The 23,416-nt window shown below is 39.4% G+C and carries 17 protein-coding genes, 1 tRNA gene and 1 pseudogene; 12 read left to right on the plus strand and 7 right to left on the minus strand.

The window, feature by feature from the left end; genetic code table 11:
• Positions 1–467: 467 nt before the first annotated feature.
• Complete coding sequence (locus D3222_RS05395; protein ID WP_232832410.1) at positions 468–578, minus strand: helix-turn-helix domain-containing protein; 111 nt, start codon at positions 576–578, stop codon at positions 468–470.
• Positions 579–969: 391 nt separating this feature from the next.
• On the opposite strand from D3222_RS05395, the gene D3222_RS05400 reads away from it, so the two are divergent.
• The 3 genes from D3222_RS05400 (at position 970) to ligB (ending at position 3,732) form a co-directional block, all read left to right on the plus strand.
• Positions 970–1,224, plus strand: coding sequence for a hypothetical protein (locus D3222_RS05400; RefSeq protein WP_118985231.1), 255 nt, complete (start codon positions 970–972; stop codon positions 1,222–1,224).
• Positions 1,221–1,823, plus strand: coding sequence for a zeta toxin family protein (locus D3222_RS05405; protein WP_232832411.1), 603 nt, complete (start codon positions 1,221–1,223; stop codon positions 1,821–1,823). Before D3222_RS05400 ends, D3222_RS05405 begins: the two co-directional genes overlap by 4 nt.
• A gap of 205 nt (positions 1,824–2,028) precedes the next feature.
• Positions 2,029–3,732 carry an NAD-dependent DNA ligase LigB gene (ligB, locus tag D3222_RS05410; RefSeq protein WP_118985233.1) on the plus strand — a complete coding sequence of 568 codons (1,704 nt, stop codon included), beginning with the start codon at positions 2,029–2,031 and terminating at the stop codon, positions 3,730–3,732.
• 32 nt (positions 3,733–3,764) lie between these two features.
• Here the strand turns inward: ligB and D3222_RS05415 are convergent, their stop codons facing one another.
• Positions 3,765–4,382 carry a trimeric intracellular cation channel family protein gene (locus tag D3222_RS05415; RefSeq protein WP_118985292.1) on the minus strand — a complete coding sequence of 206 codons (618 nt, stop codon included), beginning with the start codon at positions 4,380–4,382 and terminating at the stop codon, positions 3,765–3,767.
• A gap of 134 nt (positions 4,383–4,516) precedes the next feature.
• On the opposite strand from D3222_RS05415, the gene D3222_RS05420 reads away from it, so the two are divergent.
• Positions 4,517–5,806: a DUF3748 domain-containing protein gene (locus tag D3222_RS05420; protein ID WP_118985234.1), complete on the plus strand. Its 1,290-nt coding sequence runs from the start codon at positions 4,517–4,519 to the stop codon at positions 5,804–5,806.
• A gap of 62 nt (positions 5,807–5,868) precedes the next feature.
• Here D3222_RS05420 and D3222_RS05425 read toward each other — a convergent pair whose 3' ends face one another.
• A complete protein-coding gene (locus tag D3222_RS05425) occupies positions 5,869–6,189 on the minus strand; it encodes a YceK/YidQ family lipoprotein (RefSeq protein ID WP_118985235.1) in 321 nt (106 codons plus the stop codon).
• A 452-nt stretch (positions 6,190–6,641) separates the two neighbouring features.
• On the opposite strand from D3222_RS05425, the pseudogene D3222_RS05430 reads away from it, so the two are divergent.
• A pseudogene (locus D3222_RS05430) lies at positions 6,642–6,842 on the plus strand (helix-turn-helix domain-containing protein); the annotation flags it as partial.
• Between the two features lie 280 nt (positions 6,843–7,122).
• Here D3222_RS05430 and D3222_RS05435 read toward each other — a convergent pair.
• Both D3222_RS05435 and D3222_RS05440 read right to left on the minus strand, forming a co-directional pair.
• Positions 7,123–8,376, minus strand: coding sequence for a valine--pyruvate transaminase (locus D3222_RS05435; protein WP_118985293.1), 1,254 nt, complete (start codon positions 8,374–8,376; stop codon positions 7,123–7,125).
• Between the two features lie 207 nt (positions 8,377–8,583).
• Positions 8,584–9,141, minus strand: coding sequence for a DNA-3-methyladenine glycosylase I (locus D3222_RS05440; RefSeq protein WP_118985237.1), 558 nt, complete (start codon positions 9,139–9,141; stop codon positions 8,584–8,586).
• Positions 9,142–9,336: 195 nt separating this feature from the next.
• Between D3222_RS05440 and glyQ the strand changes: the two genes are divergently transcribed.
• From glyQ to D3222_RS05475, 7 genes are all read left to right on the plus strand, one after another.
• A complete protein-coding gene (gene glyQ / locus D3222_RS05445; RefSeq protein ID WP_118985238.1) occupies positions 9,337–10,251 on the plus strand; it encodes a glycine--tRNA ligase subunit alpha in 915 nt (304 codons plus the stop codon).
• Between the two features lie 9 nt (positions 10,252–10,260).
• Complete coding sequence (gene glyS, locus D3222_RS05450) at positions 10,261–12,330, plus strand: glycine--tRNA ligase subunit beta (RefSeq protein ID WP_118985239.1); 2,070 nt, start codon at positions 10,261–10,263, stop codon at positions 12,328–12,330.
• 205 nt (positions 12,331–12,535) lie between these two features.
• Positions 12,536–12,612 (plus strand) — tRNA-Pro (locus D3222_RS05455).
• 430 nt (positions 12,613–13,042) lie between these two features.
• Complete coding sequence (locus D3222_RS05460) at positions 13,043–14,167, plus strand: DNA cytosine methyltransferase (protein WP_118985294.1); 1,125 nt, start codon at positions 13,043–13,045, stop codon at positions 14,165–14,167.
• A 19-nt stretch (positions 14,168–14,186) separates the two neighbouring features.
• Positions 14,187–17,168, plus strand: coding sequence for an ATP-binding protein (locus D3222_RS05465; protein WP_118985240.1), 2,982 nt, complete (start codon positions 14,187–14,189; stop codon positions 17,166–17,168).
• Positions 17,168–18,949 (plus strand): response regulator receiver domain, encoded by a 1,782-nt coding sequence (locus D3222_RS05470; protein WP_118985241.1) that lies wholly within the window; start codon positions 17,168–17,170, stop codon positions 18,947–18,949. The genes D3222_RS05465 and D3222_RS05470 overlap by 1 nt, the downstream gene beginning before the upstream one ends.
• A gap of 24 nt (positions 18,950–18,973) precedes the next feature.
• Positions 18,974–19,459, plus strand: coding sequence for a very short patch repair endonuclease (locus D3222_RS05475; RefSeq protein WP_118985242.1), 486 nt, complete (start codon positions 18,974–18,976; stop codon positions 19,457–19,459).
• A 1,232-nt stretch (positions 19,460–20,691) separates the two neighbouring features.
• Here D3222_RS05475 and D3222_RS05480 read toward each other — a convergent pair.
• Both D3222_RS05480 and D3222_RS05485 read right to left on the minus strand, forming a co-directional pair.
• Positions 20,692–21,768: a methyltransferase domain-containing protein gene (locus D3222_RS05480; RefSeq protein ID WP_118985243.1), complete on the minus strand. Its 1,077-nt coding sequence runs from the start codon at positions 21,766–21,768 to the stop codon at positions 20,692–20,694.
• Positions 21,769–22,087: 319 nt separating this feature from the next.
• Positions 22,088–23,347, minus strand: a complete 1,260-nt coding sequence (locus D3222_RS05485) for a cytochrome P450, cyclodipeptide synthase-associated (protein WP_118985244.1) — start codon at positions 23,345–23,347, stop codon at positions 22,088–22,090.
• Positions 23,348–23,416: the final 69 nt, after the last annotated feature.

Raw genomic sequence — 23,416 nt, forward strand, 5'->3', positions numbered from 1 at the left:
CAACTGATAACTTCAGGTTAACACTAAATCTGATTGTTGGTAGTCGTTCTTGGATTATTTTCCACAAATAAATGAAAAGAGTGATAATAATGAGGTTTGAACGGAAGAATTTATAGCGAATATACATCTTTATGACTATTATTACGTGAACGAGTAACTTAATTTACTAATCATTAATTGTAAAGTAGGAAATAAGGAATTGTTAAGTTTTTATCGTAATGCCAATTCTATGTGGTTTATGAAAATTCAGTTATTTTTGGTTTTTATAGGATTTATGTTTCAAACTATTTCGTAAAGTTATTGTCTTTTTATATTCCGCAGAAAGTTGATGTTGGTAATAACTGATGTCAGGTGCGCTAATATTTCGAATGAATATTCGATAGGCTGAGTTATTATATTTGGTTCAACCATTGGTTAATGGTTCACAATAACGAAATAATACTTAATAGATTGATTAACTACTTGGATTAAGTTGTTTTGAAGCCAAAATGCAGTTCACAATTGCAAGCTTTGGCGTAGTTCAATAGTGTTTTAAGTGTTGGGTTTCCATTTCCTTTTTCAAGCCTGGAAATTGTCAAACCTCTGTTTTCGATGAAAACCGACGGGAAATGATCGTTGATGGCCGCCCTGAACCAAATATTAATACATCAGATTTTCACCATAATATCCGCTCTGTGCAGTGTATAAAAAAGTCTGTTACCTTGGGATTGCAGATAGTTATTCTTCGAACCGCTTCGCAAAGTTATTATCTCTGCCTTGGATGGAATCTCTTTATCCTCTATCTTGCCGTTATTGCATGGATAGCTAGGGAGCACGGATGCTTAATTTATTGATAAGGGTTGCCCGGGGTAAGGATGGGATTTACACTGCATGCTATGGTGTATAATTTATCGACAGTTATTGCCTTGATATTATTAGTCAGTTTTATTCTGTTATAAGTTTGTGGTGCAAATTATAGGGGTTACAGTGATGAGGCTTGAACTGCAAAATTTAGATGAAATGTCACCGGCGCAAGAGCGTGCTTTTATGGCTATCTTTGATGCTCAACTGGCAAATGACGATGGTTCAGAGGCGCGTGCTCACCTCAATGCGGGTGAACCAATTTATTATGCAGAGTTTGACACTCCAGCAGGAATGGTTATTAAGGAATACCCAGGTGGCCGTAGAGAACTGGTTAGTTTTATGAGTGGTACAGAGCAGGTAGTTGAGGTTCTGGAAGCATGATGCATCGGCCTCAGCTCTGGGTTATTGCGGGACCTAATGGAGCGGGAAAATCGACATTGGTTCGACGTCATCTAACCGGTAAGGTTCCCGTAATTAATCCCGATGATATAGCAAGAGAACTCAGTCCGCATAACCCATCACTGAAAAATGCGGATGCGGGTAGGTTAGCTATTAAACAACGAGCGGCTTTTCTTCAAGAATGCCGCTCGTTTGCTGTTGAGACGACCCTCACGGGTAAAGGCGAAATTAAGCTGATGGAGCTGGCCGTTAATGCCGGTTACAAGGTTAATTTTATTTTCATCGGTGTTCATGATGTGGGTTTGTCTGCCGCACGAGTGGCACTTCGTGTAAGAACGGGAGGGCATAATGTGCCCGTTGTCGATATATTCAGGCGCTATGATCGTTCTATAACTAACCTGCCGTTAGCTATGAATATATCAGATAGGGTCTGGGTTTTTGATAACAGCAATAAGCGCAGACAGCTATTATTGGCTAGAGATCGCGACAGAGTGAAGCAATTAGCTAGTTATTTACCTGAATGGTTTAGGCGTGTAGCCAGTAACGAAATCATTTCTGCACAGAAATTAAAAAAATCGTAATTGATAAATAAAAAGCAATCATAAAGGTTAACATTGTATTTCGAATTGCTGAGGGTTATCTGGTAGTTGAATAGAGATAATTCGTTATTTGGGGATTTTAGGCATTTATTCTTCGAACCGCTTCGCAAAGTTATTATCTCTGCCTTGGATAGTATTTCTTTATCTTCTATTTTGCCGTTATTGCATGGATAGCTAGGGAGCACGGATGCTTAATTTATTAATATTGATTCTGTTTATTGTTTTCAGTACACCGATAGTTGCGGCTGAAATATTTGTTTCAGATACAGAGAAAGATTGCCCTGAATGGCCGCAGGATAAGTTACAGCGTGAAACAGAAAGTCTGGCACGGCAGATGGTGCACTGGGATCAGCTCTATCGTCAGAAAGGGATCAGTGAGATCAATGATGAAGTTTATGATCAATTAATGACGGAGCTGACGCATTGGCAGCTCTGCTTGAAACAAATACCTTATTCACGTTTTCCGGTAGAAGTTGCCAACGATAATAAACTTGGTCATCCGGTTGCTCATACCGGATTAAGTAAACTGAAAGACGAGCAAGAAATTAACCGATGGTTGCGTAGCAGATTACCTGTTTGGTTACAGCCAAAGATTGATGGTGTGGCGGTAACATTGGTTTACCAGCAGGGGAAATTGGTTTCATTAATCAGCCGGGGCAATGGCTCCGAAGGAATAAACTGGACAGCAAAAAGCCAACATATTCCGGATATTCCCCAAGAGATAGAAAATGCACCGTCTTATATGATATTGCAAGGGGAGCTTTTTCTGCATAAGGATGGGCATATACAACAATCATCTGGCAGTGATGGGGCTCGTAGTCGTGTCGCCGGTTTGATGATGCGTAAGGAACATTCGTTAGAATTAAAGCAGGTCGGTGTGTTTATCTGGAGCTGGCCGGATGGCCCTGTAGATATGGAAAGTAAATTGCAGAAACTGGCGAATATCGGTTTTCCATTAGCGCTTCGCCATAGCCATAAAATAGAGATACCAGAACAGGTACAAAAACTGCGGATGCACTATTTTGAACAACCCATGCCTTTCGCCACAGACGGTGTCGTGCTGAAACAGGAAATTGAACCCAGAGGAAATCAGTGGCGGTCTGGATCTAACAGTTGGGCTGTGGCGTGGAAGCATCCTTTACGCCATCAGGTTACACAAGTCAGGGAAGTTAATTTTACCATTGGCAGAACGGGCAAAATCTCAGTAGTGCTTGGGCTGGATAAGGTAAAACTGGATGACCGACAAGTCAGCCGAGTCAATATTGGTTCAGTCCGTCGTTGGCGACAGTTGGATGTGTTACCGGGGGATCAGGTGACACTTATACTGGCAGGTCATGGTATCCCGAAATTGGATCAGGTGGTGTGGCGGATTAAAGAGCGGCAGGATATTCAGCCACCAGATAAGCAGCGTTATCATTCACTAAGTTGCCTGACGTTAACGGCGGGTTGTGAACAACAGTTTAATGCTCGACTTAAATGGCTTGGTGAAAATTTGCAAATGACAGGTGTCAGTAGCGGTAGTTGGACAATTTTGACCGAACAGAAGTTAGTCACTGATTTAACCGGTTGGTTAGCGCTTTCAGCTCAACAAATTGCGGCCTTACCGGGAATCGGAGATAAACGGGCACAGGCTATTTATTCACAATTCAGTAAGGCAAAAAATCAGCCTTTTTCCTATTGGATGAAAGGCATTGGGGTGCCTTATATGGATAAGCTGTCTGATGATATTGATCACTGGCAGCAACTGGAGCAGAAATTAGCCGCAGCAGAGTTAAAGCAACAGCTCACTGTCGGGCAATTGAAAAAGTTGTCTGATTTTGTCAGTGACACACAGATTAAAGCGATTGCAGAGAAACTGTCAGTGGCAGGGATGACGGGTTTTGACCGGTAAAACGGGGTCGTGGTTAACCCCGTGGGTATGGTTCAGTGATCGGAGTGCTCATAATTAAAGACAGGTAATCCAAGGCGGTAGCGAATAGCAACCAATCTTGCTGTCAGACCTACGATCAGGGTAATCAGTACAATGCCGTTTTGCGGTAACGGCGTGTGCTGTAAGCCAATATATAACCAAGCGGAGGTAAAAGAGACACCCGCATAAATCTCTTTCTGGAAAACCAACGGAATGGTATTACACAACATATCGCGTAACACGCCACCGAAAACACCGGTGATAACCGCAGCAATGGAAGCAATGATTGGGCCGTAGTTCATATCTAGTGCAATCTGCGCACCGATAATGGAGAAAACAATCAAGCCAATGGCATCGAGGATAAGAAATAGACGACGTAAATGCTTCATCATGGGAGCAACCCAAGTGGTGATTACGGCGGCACAGGCAACGGTGACGATATATTCAGGGTCTTTAACCCAACCGAGGGGATAATGCCCTAGTAGTATATCCCGAACGGAGCCGCCGCCAATCGCTGTTACGGAAGCAATAATAATCACGCCGAACATATCCATTTTACGGCGGCCCGCGGCTAAAGCGCCGGTCATCGCTTCAGCGGTAATTCCAATGATATAAAGAACACTTAGTAACATAGATAATGAAATGTACGTGGCATAAAAAAGTAAGAGTAATGTCGAAGTGGTAAAGTCTCGACTGAAATTTTTTAGTTCCATCCATTTCGGATTAATATTATTTATCCGAAAAAACCTGATATAAGGATAATAAAATGGCCTTTCAGGAACGACAAATCACGTTTGATAATCGCAGCCACCAGCTTACCAATATTAATGTTTGGACACCTGACAGTCAGTGGTTAGTTTATGATGTTCGTCCTCATAGTGCTTCTTTTACCGGTTTAACGATAGAAAAAATTCATGTACAGAGTGGAAAAACAGAAATTATCTATCAGGCTAAAGAGGGGGCTCATGTTGGCGTGGTGACAGTCAGCCCAACAGAACCTGCCCGATATGCGTTTATTCATGGGCCAGAATGCCCAGATGAGCAATGGTATTATGACTTTCATCACCGTCGGGGGGTAATTGTCAGTGAGGATTCTCTGGGAAAAGCAGTTACGCTGGATGCCATGGATATTACCGTCCCTTATACCCCGGGAGCGTTGCGCGGAGGTAGTCATGTTCATGTATTTAGTCCGGATGGTAGCCGTCTGAGTTTTACTTATAACGACCATGTTATGCATGAGCTTGATTCAGCGCTTGATTTGCGCAATATCGCCGTTGCTGTGCCCCTCAAACCAGTTGAACCACCTAAACACCATCCTCGTGAACATGATGGTAGCTATTTCTCCGTTGTCGTCAGTAGTACAACGCCTCAACCGGAGCCGGGCAGTGATGATATTAACCGCGCCTATGAAGAGTGTTGGGTAGGTCAAGCAGGATATTGTAAAGCGGATGGTCATTGGCAGCGTTGGGCATTGGCATTTATTGGCGATACTATTTCTGCAACAGGGGAAAAAGTACCGGAAGTCTATATTGTTGATTTACCCGAACAGGATGCTGATTATTCAATAGCAGGGGAAAAACCACTGGCAGGTACGGAAACGACATTACCTGCACCGCCTGCTAATATCATGCAGCGTCGTCTGACATTTACCAGCCATAAGCGTTGGCCGGGGGTAGTCAATAATCCACGTCATTGGTTACGTGCTTCACCGGATGGTGAGCAGATTGGTTTTCTGATGAGAGATGATGATGGTATTGTGCAACTGTGGACAATATCGCCAAATGGTGGAGAACCGCGTCAGATAACCCAGAGTTATTGTGGCATTCAATCTGCTTTTAGTTGGGAAAGTAGCGGTCAGTTTGTTGCTTTTATTTGTGATAACAGCGTGATGCTATGCAATGTACAAAATGGTCAAATGCAGCGTTTAACAAGACGTACAGAAAAAGCGCCTGCGGCGGAAGCGGTGGTGATTTCACCGGATAGCCATCATGTTGTATTTATGCGTGAAGTCGATGGTGATATGCAAATTTTCCTGGTAGAAACCGGGATAAAATAAATACATTTGCTACCAGTTGGTTATCCACTGGTGGCAATAAATAAACCGGAACGGATTATCAATTAATTGGTTTTGGTTTGACGTTGTGCTTTTTCTATTTTTTCAATTCGCTTTTTTGGTGAACTTGCTGATTGATCTTCGTTAGATTTTATATAGTCATAAGGTAATAAGAGAGTATCTAATAGCGCAGAAAAAGGCAGATCAACCGCAAGTAATGGTTTCATTACCCAACCTGTATCTTTGTCTTTTAACATTTCAATGTTAGCTTTAGCGCCGGGATAATAACCGCGGCTAGGCCCTGAATGTGTCATGATGCTGGTACACCCGCTGATTAACAACCATCCTAATGTGACGCAAAATAGAATTAATTTACTACTCTTCATCGGTTTTATCGATCTCGTATGGCTAATTCGCTGAAATAGTTCGCCCTTGTGTGAGCTTGTTGAGTGATCTTTATTTCCCAAAATCCCTTAACGAAGAGCTTTGACATCAATCACTATAATCACGTCATGCAACATTGACCATAGTACTGATACCAAAAAGTCGTAAATTTTTTATGTAACAGGATTTTTTTCTGTTTTCTAATTAATAAAAAATAATGTGAGTTATCATAATAATTCGAACAGTCTATAAATTAAGTAATTTTTCAGGCTAAAACGATTTGGCTTTTGCTAATGCTATTCACAGTACTAATGGGGCCGCCGCGCTCTCTTATGTGACTGTGTACCCGCTGGCAATGTTTTTGAGAATTATATCACCGCAGTTATTAGCGGTTCTTTTTTGGGCTTTATAGTAAAAGACCTAAAAGTGCTGCCGATGGGGGTTAGAAGGTCAGGTTGATCCGCCAAATCCTATTGAAGCTATAAAATTCCGTATGGAGCAGATGGGCCTCACAGCGAAAGACCTTGAACCAGCAATAGGTCGAGTTAATCGTGTTTATGAAGTGCTAAACGGTAAGCGCAATTTAACACTACCAATGATTCGGAAACTGAATAAACAGTTTGGCATATCGGCTGAAAGTCTCATTAATGCGTAATCCACTCTTGCATTAGCCATCAGTAAACGCACAGAAACCCGCCTATTCGAGGCATTGGATTTAAAAATTTCTGATTGAATAGAGGCTGCTTAAGGAGAGTAGGCAAACAAGGAGTGTTTCTTTCTCTTCTTTATGCATAAAGCATTCTACAAATTCTGAAAATAATCATGTAAAGTCCTCGTTGTCATTTAGCTCCTGCATTTCCGAGCAGGAGCTTTTTTACTATTTATTTACTATTTATTATTTTATTTACTATTTATTATTTTATTTACTATTGATTTCAGGCTGCTTGCTGATGTGCCCGCTCAATTTCTTCTGCCAGAATCGCAATCCCTTTGGCAATACTTTCTGGATCAGGAACATAATTCATACGCATGCATTCATGAGCATGCGGCCAGTTTTGCTCCAGTCCGGGGAAGAAATAGTGACCTGGAACCATTAACACACCACGTTTTTTCAGTCTTTGATAAAGCGTTTCTGTGGTTATTGGCAGGTTTTTAAACCACAGCCACAGAAAAATGGCGCCTTCTGGTTTATGGATAAGGCAAAGTTCTGCCGGCAGATAACGACGGATAATCTGAATCACGTCCTGAACCCGTTGTTGATAGAACGGGCGGATAACGTCCTGTGACAAACGAAGCAGGTCATTGCGGCGGATCATTTCTAATGCCATTGCGGGGCCCACACCGCCCGGCGCAAGGCTGATGATGCCATTCATATTACTGACGGCATTGATGATTTTATCGTTAGCGATAATGATTCCGCAGCGTGAACCGGGCAGCCCTAATTTGGATAGACTCATGCACAGAATAGTATTGCGATTCCACAATGGTGTAGCTTCGCTGAAAATAATACCTGGGAATGGCACGCCATAAGCATTATCAATGAGTAATGGAATTTGGTGTTGTTGGGCCAGACAATCTAGCCGTTGTAACTCTTCATCAGTGATAACGTTACCCGTTGGGTTGGTTGGGCGAGAAACACAGATCAGGCCAATATCTTCGGTAATATTGAGATGGTCAAAATCAACATGATATTTGAATTGGCCTTCTGGCAATAATTCAATATTGGGTTTATTGGCGACAAATAAGCCTTCATCCAGCCCTGAGTCGGAATAACCAATATATTCCGGTGCTAGTGGAAACAGTACCTTGCGGACAGAACCATCTTCTCCGCGTCCAGCTAGCAGGTTAAATAGATAAAAGAATGCACTTTGGCTGCCATTGGTCAGGGCAATATTTTGTGTACCAATCTCCCAACCCAATTTTTCGCGCAACATCTCTGCCAATGCTTGAATCAATGTATCCTTTCCTTGAGGTCCATCATAGTTGCATAGCGTATCCGTGAGTTGACCGTTTGCGGCCATTTCTGTCAGTAGTTGCTGAAAATAGTCATCCATTTCCGGGATATGTGCCGGGTTGCCACCGCCTAGCATAATTGCGCCAGGCGTCCTCAACCCTTGATTAAGGTCATTCATCAGGCGAGTTATGCCTGCATCTTGTGTGAATTTGTTACCAAATTGAGAAAAAATCATAGCCACGTTCGTTGTTGGAGTGTTGTTTGGATTTAAGAGACATAACACCATACTCCGCGCACTATTGGGGTGCAATCTGGAAAATTATGACTATTGGTTATTTAATATTGCGTTTAATTTAGCATTTAAAATAAAGAACTAAATGTTTGGTTAACATCCAGCTTTATTATTCATATTAATCTTAAGTGCGATAGTAATTCACTGAATTTATTTTCTACATAAACAGTTTATTATATGGTCATTGACCAAACCGGTAGCTTGCATAAATGCATAGCAAGTGGTGCTGCCGATAAATTTGAACCCTCTTTTTTTGAGTGCTTGTGATAACTCATCTGAAAGATCTGTTTTTACCGGCATCTCTGTAGACGTTTCCCAATGATTAATAATGGGTTTGTTATCAACAAAACGCCAGATAAAGCCGCTAAATTCCTCACCCTGTTGTTGCATTTTAAGATATGCCCGCGCATTGTTGATAATGGCGTTAATTTTGGCGCGATTGCGGACAATAGCGAGATCAAGCATCAGCCGTTCTACATCATTTTCATCCATGACGGCAATTTTTGCCGGGTCAAACTGATGAAAACATTTACGATAGCCTTCACGTTTTTTCAGAATAGTCAGCCATGACAGCCCAGATTGTTGTCCTTCCAGACAAATCATTTCAAATAACTTCTGGTTATCTTTTAGCGGCTTCCCCCATTCATTATCATGGTAGGCCAGATATTCCGGGTCAGAAGTAACCCAATGACAGCGTGTTAATTCCATGATGATTATTCCCGATGTTGATGGTTAATAATTGACTGCACTTTAACTGTATATACATACAAGTAAAATAGCCAGATTAAGATTTTTTTATTTCAGGGTGGAATTGAGAGCGAATTCAGGGCTGTATATCTTAAGGTCAAAGGGTATACTGACCCACTTCCTTTCAAATTCATATGTATCGCGTGCGGATCCAACATGCAAAAGTTTGATACCAAGACCTTTCAGGGGCTGATCCTGACATTACAGGATTATTGGGCACGCCAGGGCTGTACCATTGTCCAACCACTGGACATGGAAGTCGGTGCTGGTACTTCTCATCCAATAACTTGTCTGCGAGCACTTGGCCCAGAGCCCATTGCCGCTGCTTATGTGCAACCTTCCCGTCGTCCTACGGATGGCCGATACGGTGAAAACCCGAATCGCTTACAACATTACTATCAGTTTCAGGTCATTATTAAACCATCCCCAGACAATATTCAGGAATTATATCTGGATTCTCTGAAGGAGCTAGGGTTAGACCCAACGGTTCATGACATCCGTTTTGTTGAAGATAACTGGGAAAACCCAACGTTAGGCGCTTGGGGATTGGGTTGGGAAGTGTGGCTTAACGGCATGGAAGTGACTCAGTTTACTTACTTCCAACAGGTAGGTGGCCTTGAGTGTAAACCAGTCACGGGTGAAATTACTTATGGTCTTGAGCGTCTGGCAATGTATATCCAGGGCGTGGACAGTGTTTATGATCTGGTTTGGTGTGATGGCCCACTGGGCAAAACCACTTATGGCGATATTTATCATCAAAATGAAGTGGAACAATCCACTTATAATTTTGAACATGCAGATGTCAATTTCCTGTTTACCTGTTTCGAACAATATGAAAAAGAGGCTCAGAACCTGCTGGCGCTAGAAACGCCGCTGCCGCTGCCAGCTTATGAACGTATTCTCAAAGCGGGTCATACATTCAATCTGTTGGATGCTCGTAAAGCTATCTCGGTGACTGAACGTCAGCGTTATATCCTGCGTATTCGCACCCTGACCAAAGCTGTTGCCGAAGCTTACTATGCCTCCCGCGAGGCGTTAGGCTTCCCTATGTGTAAAAAGAATCAGAACTAAGAGGCTGTCATGACTCAACAGACTTTCCTGGTGGAAATCGGCACCGAAGAGTTGCCGCCGAAGGCTCTTCGTTCACTGGCTGAAGCATTTGCGGCTAATTTTGCGGCAGAACTGGATAACGCTAATCTGGCTCATGGTGAAGTGAGCTGGTTTGCCTCTCCGCGCCGTCTGGCACTGAAAGTTGCTAATTTGGATGAGGCGCAAGCTGATCGTGAAGTAGAAAAACGCGGTCCAGCGATTGCTCAGGCATTTGATGCTGAGGGTAAACCGACAAAAGCGGCTGAGGGTTGGGCTCGCGGTTGTGGTATTACGGCTGCTCAGGCTGAACGTTTAGTGACGGATAAAGGCGAATGGCTATTGTATCGCGCTCTGGTTAAAGGCCGTAGTGTCAAAGAGTTGTTGGCGGGTATGGTCAACAATGCGCTAAATAAGTTGCCAATTCCTAAACTGATGCGTTGGAGCGATAAAGAGACTCAGTTTGTTCGCCCAGTTCATACCGTTACCATGTTGTTTGGTGATGAACTGATTGAAGGCGAAATTCTGGGTATTAAATCTGCACGTGTTATTCGTGGTCACCGCTTTATGGGTGAATCTGAGTTTACGATTGATAACGCGGAACAATATCCAGCGATTTTGCAGCAACGCGGTAAAGTGCTTGCGAATTATACAACCCGTAAGGCACTCATTAAGCAAGATGTAGAACAGGCCGCGATTAAGTTGGGCGGCATTGCTGATATCAGTGACAGCCTGCTGGAAGAAGTCACTTCATTGGTTGAATGGCCGGTTGTGCTGACGGCGAAATTTGAAGAGAAATTCCTTGAAGTGCCAGCCGAAGCATTGGTTTACACCATGAAAGGTGACCAAAAATACTTCCCGGTTTATGACAATGCCGGCAAGTTGATGGCGAACTTTATCTTTGTTGCTAACATTGAATCTTCTGATCCACAGCAAATCATTGCCGGTAATGAAAAGGTGGTTCGTCCACGCTTGGCTGACGCGGAGTTCTTCTTTAAGACGGATCGTAAACAGCGTCTGGAAGATAAGCTACCTCGTCTGGAAACAGTTTTGTTCCAGAAACAACTTGGTACTTTGCGTGATAAAACCGATCGTATTCAGGCGTTGGCTGGTTGGATTGCAGAGAAGATCGGCGCTGATGTGAATCATGCTACCCGTGCTGGTTTGTTGTCTAAATGTGACTTGATGACCAACATGGTATTTGAGTTCACTGATACGCAAGGTGTGATGGGAATGCATTACGCCCGTCATGACGGTGAAGCAGAGGATGTTGCTCTGGCATTGAATGAGCAGTATCAACCGCGTTTTGCCGGTGATGAGCTGCCTTCTACCGGTGTTTCTTGTGCGTTAGCGATTGCGGACAAAATGGATACTCTGGCGGGTATTTTTGGCATTGGTCAGCATCCGAAAGGTGATAAAGATCCGTTTGCACTGCGTCGTGCCGCGCTGGGTGCTTTGCGTATTATCGTTGAGAAGAAATTGCCACTGGATTTGCAGGCATTGACAGAAGAAGCGGTTCGTCTGTATGGCGACAAGCTGACCAATGCCAAAGTCACTGATGATGTGGTTGAGTTTATGCTTGGCCGTTTCCGTGCCTGGTATCAGGAGCAGGGTTACAGCATTGATACCATTCAGGCTGTGTTGGCGCGTCGTCCAACGCAACCGGCTGATTTCGATGCCCGTGTTAAAGCGGTGACTCACTTCCGTACATTGGATGAAGCGACAGCGCTGGCCGCCGCGAATAAGCGCGTTTCTAACATTCTGGCTAAGTCTGAAGAGACACTGAATGAGAAAGTGAGTGCTTCTGTGCTGAAAGCACCGGAAGAGGTGAAACTGGCAACGTATCTGGTGGTTTTACAGGATAAGCTGGCACCTTTATTTGCTGAGGGACGCTATCAGGAAGCGTTGGTTGAATTGGCATCTCTGCGTGAAGTTGTCGATGCTTTCTTTGACAATGTGATGGTAATGGATGAAGACCAGCAGGTGCGTGTGAACCGCTTAACTTTGTTAAGTGAATTGCGTGATCTGTTCCTGAGAGTTGCTGATATTTCGTTATTGCAATAGTGATTTGAAATAGCCAGTTCCGGCTGTTGTGGAATGCAATGATTGGAACCTTAGTTTTTACTTCTACGGATAAAGGTTTTTTTTGCAAAAATTGTGAGAGAGTGCAATATAGCTGCATTCCCGTTGTTTTTAACAGCAACTAATCCCTGATTATCAAAAAGGTATTGACGGCCTACAACGAGCGCAGTAAGATGCGCATCGTTTTCGGCGAGTAGCGCAGCTTGGTAGCGCAACTGGTTTGGGACCAGTGGGTCGGAGGTTCGAATCCTCTCTCGCCGACCAAATTCACTAAAAGCTTTGTTTATAGGTATCCGAACAAGGCCAGAAATAAGTACAAAAGCAGCAAGTCATTACGACTTGTTGCTTTTTTTCTATAAGAAACCTGCCTAATTCCTTGTCATTGCTGAGTATTAAGTTCTTTACGCTAATTGCTTATGATAGTAAATATTATTACGTGATTTGAGTTTGTTTTACGTTCTTGATATCAATGGATAAATGAGGTTAACTCTTGGAGTAGTTATATATTTAGTTTTTCAAATTTTTGAATGATTGATTATAATGGTTATGGTAACCAATTGATTTTAATTTGGAAAAAGCATATTTTTTGTGGTGAAATGTTAGGACAAGAATATGTTTATAATGGTAAAATTTGGGGATTTATTGGGATAACTTATATGTATCGGGCTAAAAACTTGTGTTGAATTTTGAAAAGATGAAAGCTATTGACCTGTTTGCTGGCGCTGGCGGTTTCTCTCTTGCTGCCTTTAATCTTGGAATTCAGATAGTTGCTGCGATTGAAATTGATGCCTTAGCATGTGAGACATATAGAAATAATCTTATTAGAAATAGGTGTTTGGGAACTCATCTTATCAATAAAGATATTTTAAACGTTGACCCTAATGAATTTATGAAAGATGTGGGACTCAAAACGAAGGAACTGGATATCTTGATGGGAGGACCCCCATGCCAAGGTTTCTCATCTCATAGGATCAAAAATTCAGGTGTTGATGACCCCAGAAATGCTTTACTTATTAGTTATTTTGACTTTGTAAGTACTTTGAAACCAAAAATATTTCTTTTGGAGAATGTACCGGGACTACTTTGGGATAGGCATAAATCTTATTTAGAGAAATTTAAGTTTCTAGCCGAAGAACACGGGTATCATCTGTTTGAGCCGGAAAGAATTAATGCTAAGGATTTTGGTGTTCCTCAGAATAGGAGTAGGGTTTTTATAGTTGGCGTTCGCCAAGAAATAAAAGTCCAAGGTGACTCATGGCCCCCAAATCCGACTCATTTTAAAGACAAAACGCCGTTATGGAAAAGTGCATCTGAAGTTTTTGAAAAGCCTTCTCAATCGATAATGCGTAAAATAAATAGAGTGTTGGGAGAAGAAATTACAAGTAAATTATCTTTTGGTGAGACTATTCAGGTTCCAACTCAAGATCTCTCTGCTATCCATATGATTCATTCCGAAGATCTAATTAGACGTTTTTCAACGACCCCTATTAATGGTAGTAGAGAAGATATAGACTTTACTCTACCCTGTCATTCTAATGGATATAAAGGTCATAAAGATGTATATGGGAGGATTCGATTAGCACAGCCAGGGCCGACTATTACTACTGGTTGTATAAATCCATCAAAAGGACGGTTTCTTCACCCTTGGCTTAATCATGGTATTACTATTAGGCATGCAGCACGTTTCCAAACTTTTCCAGATGACTATCTATTCTCAGGGGGAATAATTAGTCAGTCCCGTCAAGTTGGTAATGCTGTGCCGGTCATACTTGGTGAAGCTGTAATCCGAGCTGCATTAGATTGTTTGGATATAAAGTGAATAGATTAGGAGAGGTCATATGGTTAATTCTGTTATTTTTCAGACTCGAGCGAGAACAATTGATCATCTAGGAAGAGAGCAAATAGCTGATTGCCCAACAGCTATTTCTGAACTCTGGAAAAATGCTTTTGACGCATATGCAAGGAAAGTTGAATTGCATATCTTTAATGAAAAAATTTCCGTTGCCGCATTAGTTGATGATGGTCATGGTATGAATCGTGAGGAATTTGAGACAAAATGGTTAACTGTTGGAACTGAATCAAAAGCATCTAAGAAAGAAACGCCTAAGGGGGATATGAATGGCTTACCATCGAGAGTTAAGCAAGGGCAAAAAGGGATAGGCCGCTTATCTTGTGCAGCTCTCGGTAGTTTATTGCTTCTCATTTCAAAAAGAAAAGATTCGCCTTTTGTTGCAGCATTAATAGATTGGCGTTTATTTGAAAACCCTTATCTCTATTTACACGATATTAGAATTCCTGTTATTGAATTCACGAAAAAAGAGGAACTTTATGATCTGTTGCCATCTTTATTCAATATATTAGTAAATAACATCATTGGTGATTCTAATAAAGATGATGAAAGTTATGATAAGCATCGTAATAAAAGAATCCTTGATTCTTGGGAAAAATATGAACAGCAGGAACTAAGTGAAGGTAAAACATCAACTAAATCGGCAGTTCTAAATACGGTTATTCATAGTGTTTTTACTGATGATCATTTAATTCGTTGGTCAGTTTGGAATGGGGAGTCCGATAGAGGAACGGTAATGCTACTTAGTGGGTTGCATGACGATCTTATCGCTCAACTAACCACAAGCTCTATTGAAGATGATGACGGACCTACTAGAAGGGCTAGGGAACGGTTTATTCAAACATTATCTAATTTTACTGATCCATTTTTAAGAGATAATGAAGTGGATAATAATATTAATTTTGTTACCTCAGTTATCGCTTGGCTTGGTCATATTAGATATCCTGTTATTGATGAAGTTAGAGAATTTGATATTCATGATTTAGAAGAACTTGAACATATTGTTGAAGGTGTTGTTAATGAAGATGGTTACTTTCATGGTCGAGTGAAGGCATTCGGGCAGTGGTTTGAAAATGTTATAATCAAACCTAAAATAGCTTATAAAACACGGGTAGATACTAAAGTTGGTCCATTTAGTATACGTTTAGGGACATTTGAGCAACAGATTAACAGTTCCACTTTATCAAAAGAACAGCACAGTAATTTTAAGGCTTGGTGTGAGAAATATGCTGGTTTAAGAATTTATCGTGATTACTTACGGGTAATGCCTTATGGTCGAGAGGACAATGATTACTTTGAAATTGAAAAACGTAGGTCATACCATGCAGGGCGTCATTTTTGGTCCAATCGCCGTTTGTTCGGGCGTATATTAATTAGTCGAGATAATAATCCTAATTTGAGAGATAAAGCAGGTAGAGAGGGACTGCTGGATAATAAGGCAGCAAAGATATTTAAAGAAATAGTAGAAAAAATACTACAAGATACTGCTGATCGTTTTATAGGCGGTGAATCTGATATACGAATGCCAATAATAAACGATATTAGGAAAAGAAAAGAAAAGGAAAAAGTAGAAGAAGATAAGAAGAAATTAATTAAAAAAGAACGAAGGAGGATTAAAGAGGCAATTAACGAAAATTTTACCAAGTTAAAATCTCTTCTGAATAAATTGGAAGAAATATTAGAGATACTGTCCATTAAAAATAATATTAATGATATAGATAGTGCAACAAAAATAAAAGAAGAAATTAGTTATATGTCTTCATTATTAACTACTTTTTCATTGAGTCCTGTACCAAAAAACTTAGGTTCAATTGATGATAAATATCGTGAATATCGTAATGTAGAAATTGCTGCCAAGGATTATATTAAACGTTTGGATGCTAGTATTAATGAGCTTCTTGATAAATTAGTTGATAAAAAAGATATTGATATCGCTCTGTCTGTTTTTAGGAGTAAACGTGCTAGGATTCACTCTCAAATAAGAAAATGGTCTGTACATGGAAGGGAGTTATTAGAGAGTGAATTAAAAAAATTTAATGATTTGGTTGATGAAAGAAACAAGGCTTTTGATTCTAGCCTTTCTGAAACTTTAGAGGATTTACATCTTAACCAATTAACATTAAGTCAGGTTTTAACTAAGATTGATGCTGAATATGAGATTATTGAAGTAGAGAATCGTCAACGTTTATTGCCATATATTACTGCGTTGGAAAATATTCGTGAACAAATTGATTTAGAAGGGTTGGCAATTCATTCACTAAATGAAACAACTAGACTAAAAGAGGAAGTTGAGAGATTAAATGGATTAGCTCAATTAGGTATTACAGTTGAAATTATTGGGCATGAAATTGAGGGGCTTGATATGACAATGGAACGAGGTTTAAAAGCTCTCCGGCAATCTTCTTTTACAGATTTCCAACGAAAATCTTATGATGAGGTTGTTTATGCCCAAAAGGGATTAAGTGAGAGACTTCGTTTTTTGAGTCCTTTGAAATTGTCTGGTGAAAAGGTTCGAAGACTGATTAGTGGTGATGATATTTACCAATATGTTAGTAAGTTCTTTGGCGACTCTTTTGAGAGTAAAGGAATTATTTTTAGTCAAACTGAGCAGTTCAGTAAATTCACAATATATGATCAGCCATCTCGTATTTATCCTGTGTTTATTAACCTTATTAATAATGCACGCTTTTGGGTCTGCCAATATGAAGAAAATAAACGTAAAATTATCTTAGATGTAAAAAATAATGAGGTTTTTGTTGCAGATTCTGGCCCTGGTGTTGATTTGTCAGATATTGATTCTCTATTTACTCTTTTTTTCTCACGTAAACCAAGAGGAGGGAGAGGTATAGGATTATATTTATGTAAAGTTAATTTACAAGCATCTGGTCATGCTATTCGTTATGAGACTAATAGTGAAAACAAGATCTTGACTGGTGCTAATTTTGCCATTTTATTCAAAGGGATAAATTAATGTCTGTATTTGATAAATATACAAACTACGAGGATCTTGTTAAGGCTTCTTTTTTGGAGCCGATTAGAACAGTTACTGTCATTGATGATGAATATCCAACGTTTGATTCACTCTTGCAAAATAAAAATGATAAAAAACCTGTTGATATTCAGAGATTACAAAAGGTTATTAGCTTATGTAGAAATGAAAATAATAATTGGCAATTAGATGTATATGATGGACAAGAAAAAGGTAATATTCCGGTAAGACATTTTCATCAGAGTGATTTACTGATATTAGATTATCATTTAGATGGAAATGATAGTGAAGGACGCTGTGAAAAGACGTTAAAGATCATTAATGAACTTTCATCTAACCTACATTTTAATATGATTTTGGTGCATACTAATGGTCATAGTGGTAATCTAGATAGTGTCATATTAGATATAATTTGCTGTTTACAGAAAGCTCCTGAAATAAATAATATGTCAGAATCTGATAGTAAAATTATTGATGAAGCATTAGATGAGTGGATGGATGAAGATAATGATATAATTGATAGACTAATTGCGTCCTTAGATAATTTTAGTTTTTTGAAGATTATTAGAGAATATGGTAGGGATTATAGAGAATATAGCATTGATAATAGCATTTTAGAGCTTCAGGAATTTAACTATATTTATAGATCAAAGCCTAAAGATGTTGAAATTAATTACCTTCTTTTACTTGGCTGGATTTTTTCAAAAAAAAATGAAAAGATGATAAGCGACGGATTCTTCTCAACGGAGTCTGCGATGAATTTAGAATGGGAAAAGAAAGTAGAAACTAATTGGATAAAAACAGATAGTGTATTTATTACCGTTGTCCATAAAAGAGATGATGTGGAAGAATTACCAAATAAACTTTGTGAGGCATTAATGGATTGGATGCCTCATCCACATTATTTATTATTAAATAGACTGAAAATGATATTAGATAATGAAGGATCTTCTATTATTAATAAAATAATTGATAAGAAATATTTACAAGCTCATTGGTTTAGAGATGTTTTTTCAAGTGATGAAGATATACTGCCGAGTAAAATATGGACATTAATAAATAATCATTTGGAGGAATTATCTTATATTACTAAGGAAGATCTTTCTAACTATACTCGCAAGATGATTGAGATTATAAATATAAAGGAACCAAGTTTAAAAGAACAATTTGAGTTGGATGATTATGATAAAAATAAGCATGAAATTATTTTACATGTAAACTGTTTTAATTGTTCTAAATCTGTAGAAGGGCAACATTTAATCACAGGACATATAATTAAAATTGATAATGATTATTGGTTGTGCACGACACCTGCCTGCGATCTCGTGCCTGATAGAAAGACTAATGATGATTTATCTAAAAATCAACCTATAAAAATTAGATTAATGAAGCTTCATTCTGTTGATTGTTCTACATCTAAGAAAATGGAAAAGATGCTAAAAAAGATAAATGATAAGAAGGTGGTTTTTATAAAAGAATTAGGTGATAATAAGATTACTTCATTAGGAGTAGTTTCTGATATATATTCATCTAATCAGAGTCCGGTAGTGGAAAAATTTTATGTATCTAATCAAGGTAAATTTGATGATATAAATACTAAATTACTATTATTTAGAACTAGGATAGATCTGGAAGGTATTCCTGTTAGCCAACAAGTGGAAGGCAGAGTAGTCGCTCAACTTAGGTATGAATATGCGCTAAATTATTTACGTAGTGTTGGTGAATATTATAGCCGTATAGGATTGGGTTATATATCTTTTTGATAATTATTTATAAAACAAACTATTATGTCTGAATATAGAAATAAAGAAGCCCGCAGTAAAAATATGCGAGCTGTAAGAAAAGAAAATACAGATATAGAACAAATAGTTAGTGATCTATTGTGTTCATTAGAACTTGTTTATGAAGTTCAGGTTTCTGAATTATTCGGGAAACCTGACTTTGTGTTAAATGATTATCATGCCGTGATATTTGTTCATGGATGTTTCTGGCATCATCATAATTGCAAGAAAGCTAATTTACCTAAAACACATAGAGATTTTTGGAAAATAAAAATAAACAATAATATCTTAAGAGATAGAAGAAATATCTCCAGTTTATTGAAAGAAAACTGGAGAGTTTTAATCATTTGGGAGTGTTCGCTAAAAGGAAAAAATAAATTAACTAGGCGAGAACTGTGTGAACGTTTGGAAGAGTGGATATGTGAGGGCCCAAACTATTCTTGTATTGATTCAAAAGGTATTCATTTTATTGATAAACGTATAGAGCTTTAAGTGTACCATTAATAAAACTGAATAATCTCAGGTTCTTCACATCCAATCTCAGAGAATGTCAAATTAAAGCTTGGTTCTTTAGGTTGGAAAATATATGCAACTCATGATTAAAATCTATCTCAGTAGGCGTAATTTTGCAGGCCATTCCTGTGAGTGAATAGTGAACACAGATAGTGCGGAGAAACCGGAGTGTACACATAGTAGTAGTCTCTTGATTTTCCCTTATCCATACTGGTGGTAGGAAAAAAATCGCTATATTCTGTTCCGTTTTGGTTAGTACTGATTGTCAGGTTATTGACAAAGTGTTGGATTTTTATTCAGCGCTTTTTTTAATAAAAGTCTGTTCAAAAAACGGTGCTTATCGCTATGTTAAAATACCTCCACTATAAACTTTTCTTCCAGAAAAGAGCTCTCTTGAAGTGCTGGTGCTTGAAAAGTATTTTAGTTCTTCAGATCGATTCAGCCATTGATTTTGAATTCATCCGCGAGAGGTTGTGTTACTGTTGTAACAATGGTCGCCCTGCTATTGGATCCAGTGATACTATTAGGATGATGCGGCTGAGTTATTTATTTGGCATTCTCAATAATGAGCGTCACTAATGCAGGAGGTTCAGGTCAATATGGCTTCGTCTAGGGCCAGGGGCGGGATTCTATTTTGCACAAAAATAAACCAATAGACGGATGTTGATAATCTTGCCCTGGCCTAGGGCTGACAGAAAAATAGCCTGATACCTCTGCTTTTAGCCGGAATCGCTGTTGCTATTTTTATGGCAGTGACATTTTCTAGCAAATATCGTGGAGCAGGCTATCAGAAAAGGGTTCTTGACCAAGTTGATGCCGTGAAGCAAAAAAATTTATGCCCGCCGTTAAGGAAACGGTAGAACACAGTTTTGCCGATGCTAAGCACTACCGTGGGCATTGCTATGCTCGGTTCAGGGGATTGATGAGAGTTTAGATGCAATGCTAGCTGTCAGAAATAGCCTAAAGTATCAATAAGATAGCGTTGACGATCGCAACGTTTTGTTATTTTTATTGCTGGATAAAGGGGCATTCGGTGCGGCAAGGGCAAAAATATCGCATCAGTGGGTGTCACATTGGTCTAATGGGGAAAATGGGCCACAACATTTTTCATCATGAAAGAAACAAACCATGTTCTTTTAAACGAGGCTTGTCAGCGGCTTGAAGCCTTACAGTCTTTTCTGTAAGGCTTTTTGCTATCCGGAAGCATTTACTCAACAACCACAGTTGTTTGGTACATTGGTTTGCATAACTTTAGTATCAGTATCAAATTGCTGCGGTGTTCCACAGTTGAAAAGACCATAATGCTTTTCCCCATCACCAATTAAATCAAACAATATATGGTAACGGCTTTTGGTCATCATCTTGGCAGTATTGCGGCATACGGGGACAGCTCTGCCGGTCTCAAAAATATGTTCTCGATCAAGCACAAATTGATCAGGTGCATCTGGTAAATTGCCTTTATAAATTGCAACTTGGCCATAGTCCTCGCAGCGATCTTCCAAGTCTAATTTGAACAGCCTTAACGTCATTGAATACAGTTTTGCACCGCCTAGCTTCGCTTCGATCTCCTTATTATTCATAGATTTCAAACTGCTATTAATGACACGAACATCATGAAACCCGGCTGTTCTTGCCAGCCGTATGAAATCTTCAAAGTACATCGCGTCACCGATACACTCACAAACAATTTGTGAGTCATTTTTCAGTGATTGCTCCAGCCTTCTATCTAAAAAAATGTCAGAAAAATAGATTTCACCGCCAGATTTGAGTAAACGAGCCATACCTGCCAACACGCTTGCTTTGGATATAGATAGGTTGATGACACAGTTTGAGACGATAACGTCTATACTTTCAGGTGGTAAATCAAGTTCCTCTAGTGACTCGATATAGCCTTGTTGAAAATGCACATTGGTGGATGGATAGTTAAAGATTTGACGATGATAATCCACAAAACTCTGGGCAAACTCGATTTGTTCTACCGTTGCATCAATACCAATAACTTTACCTTCAGTACCTACGAGGTGAGATAGAATAAAACAGTCCCGCCCACTTCCACATCCCAAGTCTAATACTGTCGTTCCTTCTAGCAAGGGAGGAAAAGGCGTACCACAACCATAAAAACGGCTCTGTACATCAGGATGGATAAGCTTAAGAACTTCTTTGATTCTGTCTGAAGTGGTGTTGTCCACAGTGCATATATTTATAGCAAGATCCTCTCTACTCGACAGGGTTTTGCCATAATAATGTTGTACTTCTTCAATCCTCTGTTTAAATGATTGTTCATTCATATTTATCTCCTTTGAATTAAATCATCAGCAGGCTGATATTACGTTTCGGTAATTTTGGCGCCAGATTTACAATAGATTCTCATATTCCCGATCAATGCATAGATGTACAATGTATTAAGTCAAAAAAAACCGTCATTGCTGACTATTTCAAGGGATGCCCACTTCCGGCATCCCTTTGAACAGTATTTCAGATGGATATTCTGAACTATTTCACACCAGTCTGATGTTTTTCCAGAACTGCCACATACTCACCATTATTATGTCCTGTACTGTTAGGTGATAGTGTTCATCATTGCACCACGGCATGAAATTTATGTTCCTATTCCATTGTCCCCACAGTGATTTTCAGATCAGAGCAACTATTCCCTGAAGTAGACGATATTATTGGATCAAAACTCAAAAGGAGTTTGGAAGGCCCTCGTGTATATACGCCTATTTCTTGATAATGATAGTTATCAGCAAAACGTAAATTGTGCAGGCAATCCAAAATAATATTGGATGAAACTTCCAATTGACTGAATGAAAATGCAGCCGCAATACAAGCATGTGTACCTGCACCAAAAGCTAAATGTCTCTTTCGATTTGCTTTATGTTGAGAAGTTGCATTCTTTCTTCGATATAGATCAAATTCATTTGGTTTGTGAAAAACCGATGGATCACGATTAGCTGCACCAATCATACAAAATACTGAGGTGCCTTTGGGAATATTGATACCAGAAATAGTGATATCTTTATTTGCTTCTCTTGGAATTAACTGTACTGGTGGCGTCAGACGCAAGGTTTCTTCAAATGCGTCTCGAACTAGACCGCGATCTTTAATCACTGCCTCAAGCATATTCGGATTAGATATTAAGTGATTAAGCGTCATTGCTAATATTTTGTCAGCAGGTTCTATCGCCGCTAATAGAATGTTTAAACTCAATGCTGTAATTTCACTTATGGACATCTCTGTATCTTGACAAAATATAGATATAATATCCTTACCGGGATTACACCGTCTTTGATTTACAATAGGATTTAGTAAGCGAATCAATTTCTGGCCACATTCAAGACTGTGTATTTTTTCTGGCTCTGTTTGGTCAAAATGGGTAACAAAATTGGTGATACCCTTGTGCCATTCAGCTATGTCATGATAGTTATCACTTGGCAATCCAAGAATACCTAATGTCACTAATACCGCGTAATCTCTGCCAAAGTCATTAACAATATCTATATTTCCTTTTTCTATATGAGGTCGTAAGAGATCTTCTGTAATCTTTCGAATCATGGGTTCGTAGTGACTATTAAAATAATCTCTTAAAAGCCCTTGAATCATGAGTTTTCGTTTACACGCATGTTCTTCACCTTCCATTTGAATAAGAACGCGATCCCCCATAACAGATTCCGGTTCAGTTAATGGCTTCGTCTTGAAAATTGAGGATTTTAAAATAGCTTCAACATCCTCATATTTGCCAATAAAATAGCCGTTTCGAGATTGATCAAAATAAACTAAATCTTGCTTATGCAAGATGTCGTAAAAATCGTAAGGGTTTTTTATAAATTTTGGATCTTGAATGCTGAAAGAACTTAATTTAGCCATTATTTTGCTTCCTTTCTAAGGATATTTAGTACTAAGAGCCTATTAACTTTAAACACAGTGATTATCTCA

Source organism: Photorhabdus sp. CRCIA-P01, assembly GCF_003545805.1.
Taxonomy (GTDB): Bacteria; Pseudomonadota; Gammaproteobacteria; order Enterobacterales; family Enterobacteriaceae; genus Photorhabdus; species Photorhabdus antumapuensis.

Coding starts and splice junctions, on each gene's coding strand:
- D3222_RS05485 (WP_118985244.1), bottom strand. CDS start 23,347: ATGGCTAAATTAAGTTCTTTCAGCATTCAAGATCCAAAATTTATAAAA.
- D3222_RS05470 (WP_118985241.1), top strand. CDS start 17,168: ATGTCTGTATTTGATAAATATACAAACTACGAGGATCTTGTTAAGGCT.
- D3222_RS05435 (WP_118985293.1), bottom strand. CDS start 8,376: ATGATTTTTTCTCAATTTGGTAACAAATTCACACAAGATGCAGGCATA.
- D3222_RS05460 (WP_118985294.1), top strand. CDS start 13,043: ATGAAAGCTATTGACCTGTTTGCTGGCGCTGGCGGTTTCTCTCTTGCT.
- D3222_RS05415 (WP_118985292.1), bottom strand. CDS start 4,382: ATGTTACTAAGTGTTCTTTATATCATTGGAATTACCGCTGAAGCGATG.
- glyS (WP_118985239.1), top strand. CDS start 10,261: ATGACTCAACAGACTTTCCTGGTGGAAATCGGCACCGAAGAGTTGCCG.
- D3222_RS05440 (WP_118985237.1), bottom strand. CDS start 9,141: ATGGAATTAACACGCTGTCATTGGGTTACTTCTGACCCGGAATATCTG.
- D3222_RS05465 (WP_118985240.1), top strand. CDS start 14,187: ATGGTTAATTCTGTTATTTTTCAGACTCGAGCGAGAACAATTGATCAT.
- D3222_RS05475 (WP_118985242.1), top strand. CDS start 18,974: ATGTCTGAATATAGAAATAAAGAAGCCCGCAGTAAAAATATGCGAGCT.
- D3222_RS05405 (WP_232832411.1), top strand. CDS start 1,221: ATGATGCATCGGCCTCAGCTCTGGGTTATTGCGGGACCTAATGGAGCG.
- D3222_RS05480 (WP_118985243.1), bottom strand. CDS start 21,768: ATGAATGAACAATCATTTAAACAGAGGATTGAAGAAGTACAACATTAT.
- D3222_RS05400 (WP_118985231.1), top strand. CDS start 970: ATGAGGCTTGAACTGCAAAATTTAGATGAAATGTCACCGGCGCAAGAG.
- D3222_RS05425 (WP_118985235.1), bottom strand. CDS start 6,189: ATGAAGAGTAGTAAATTAATTCTATTTTGCGTCACATTAGGATGGTTG.
- glyQ (WP_118985238.1), top strand. CDS start 9,337: ATGCAAAAGTTTGATACCAAGACCTTTCAGGGGCTGATCCTGACATTA.
- D3222_RS05420 (WP_118985234.1), top strand. CDS start 4,517: ATGGCCTTTCAGGAACGACAAATCACGTTTGATAATCGCAGCCACCAG.
- ligB (WP_118985233.1), top strand. CDS start 2,029: ATGCTTAATTTATTAATATTGATTCTGTTTATTGTTTTCAGTACACCG.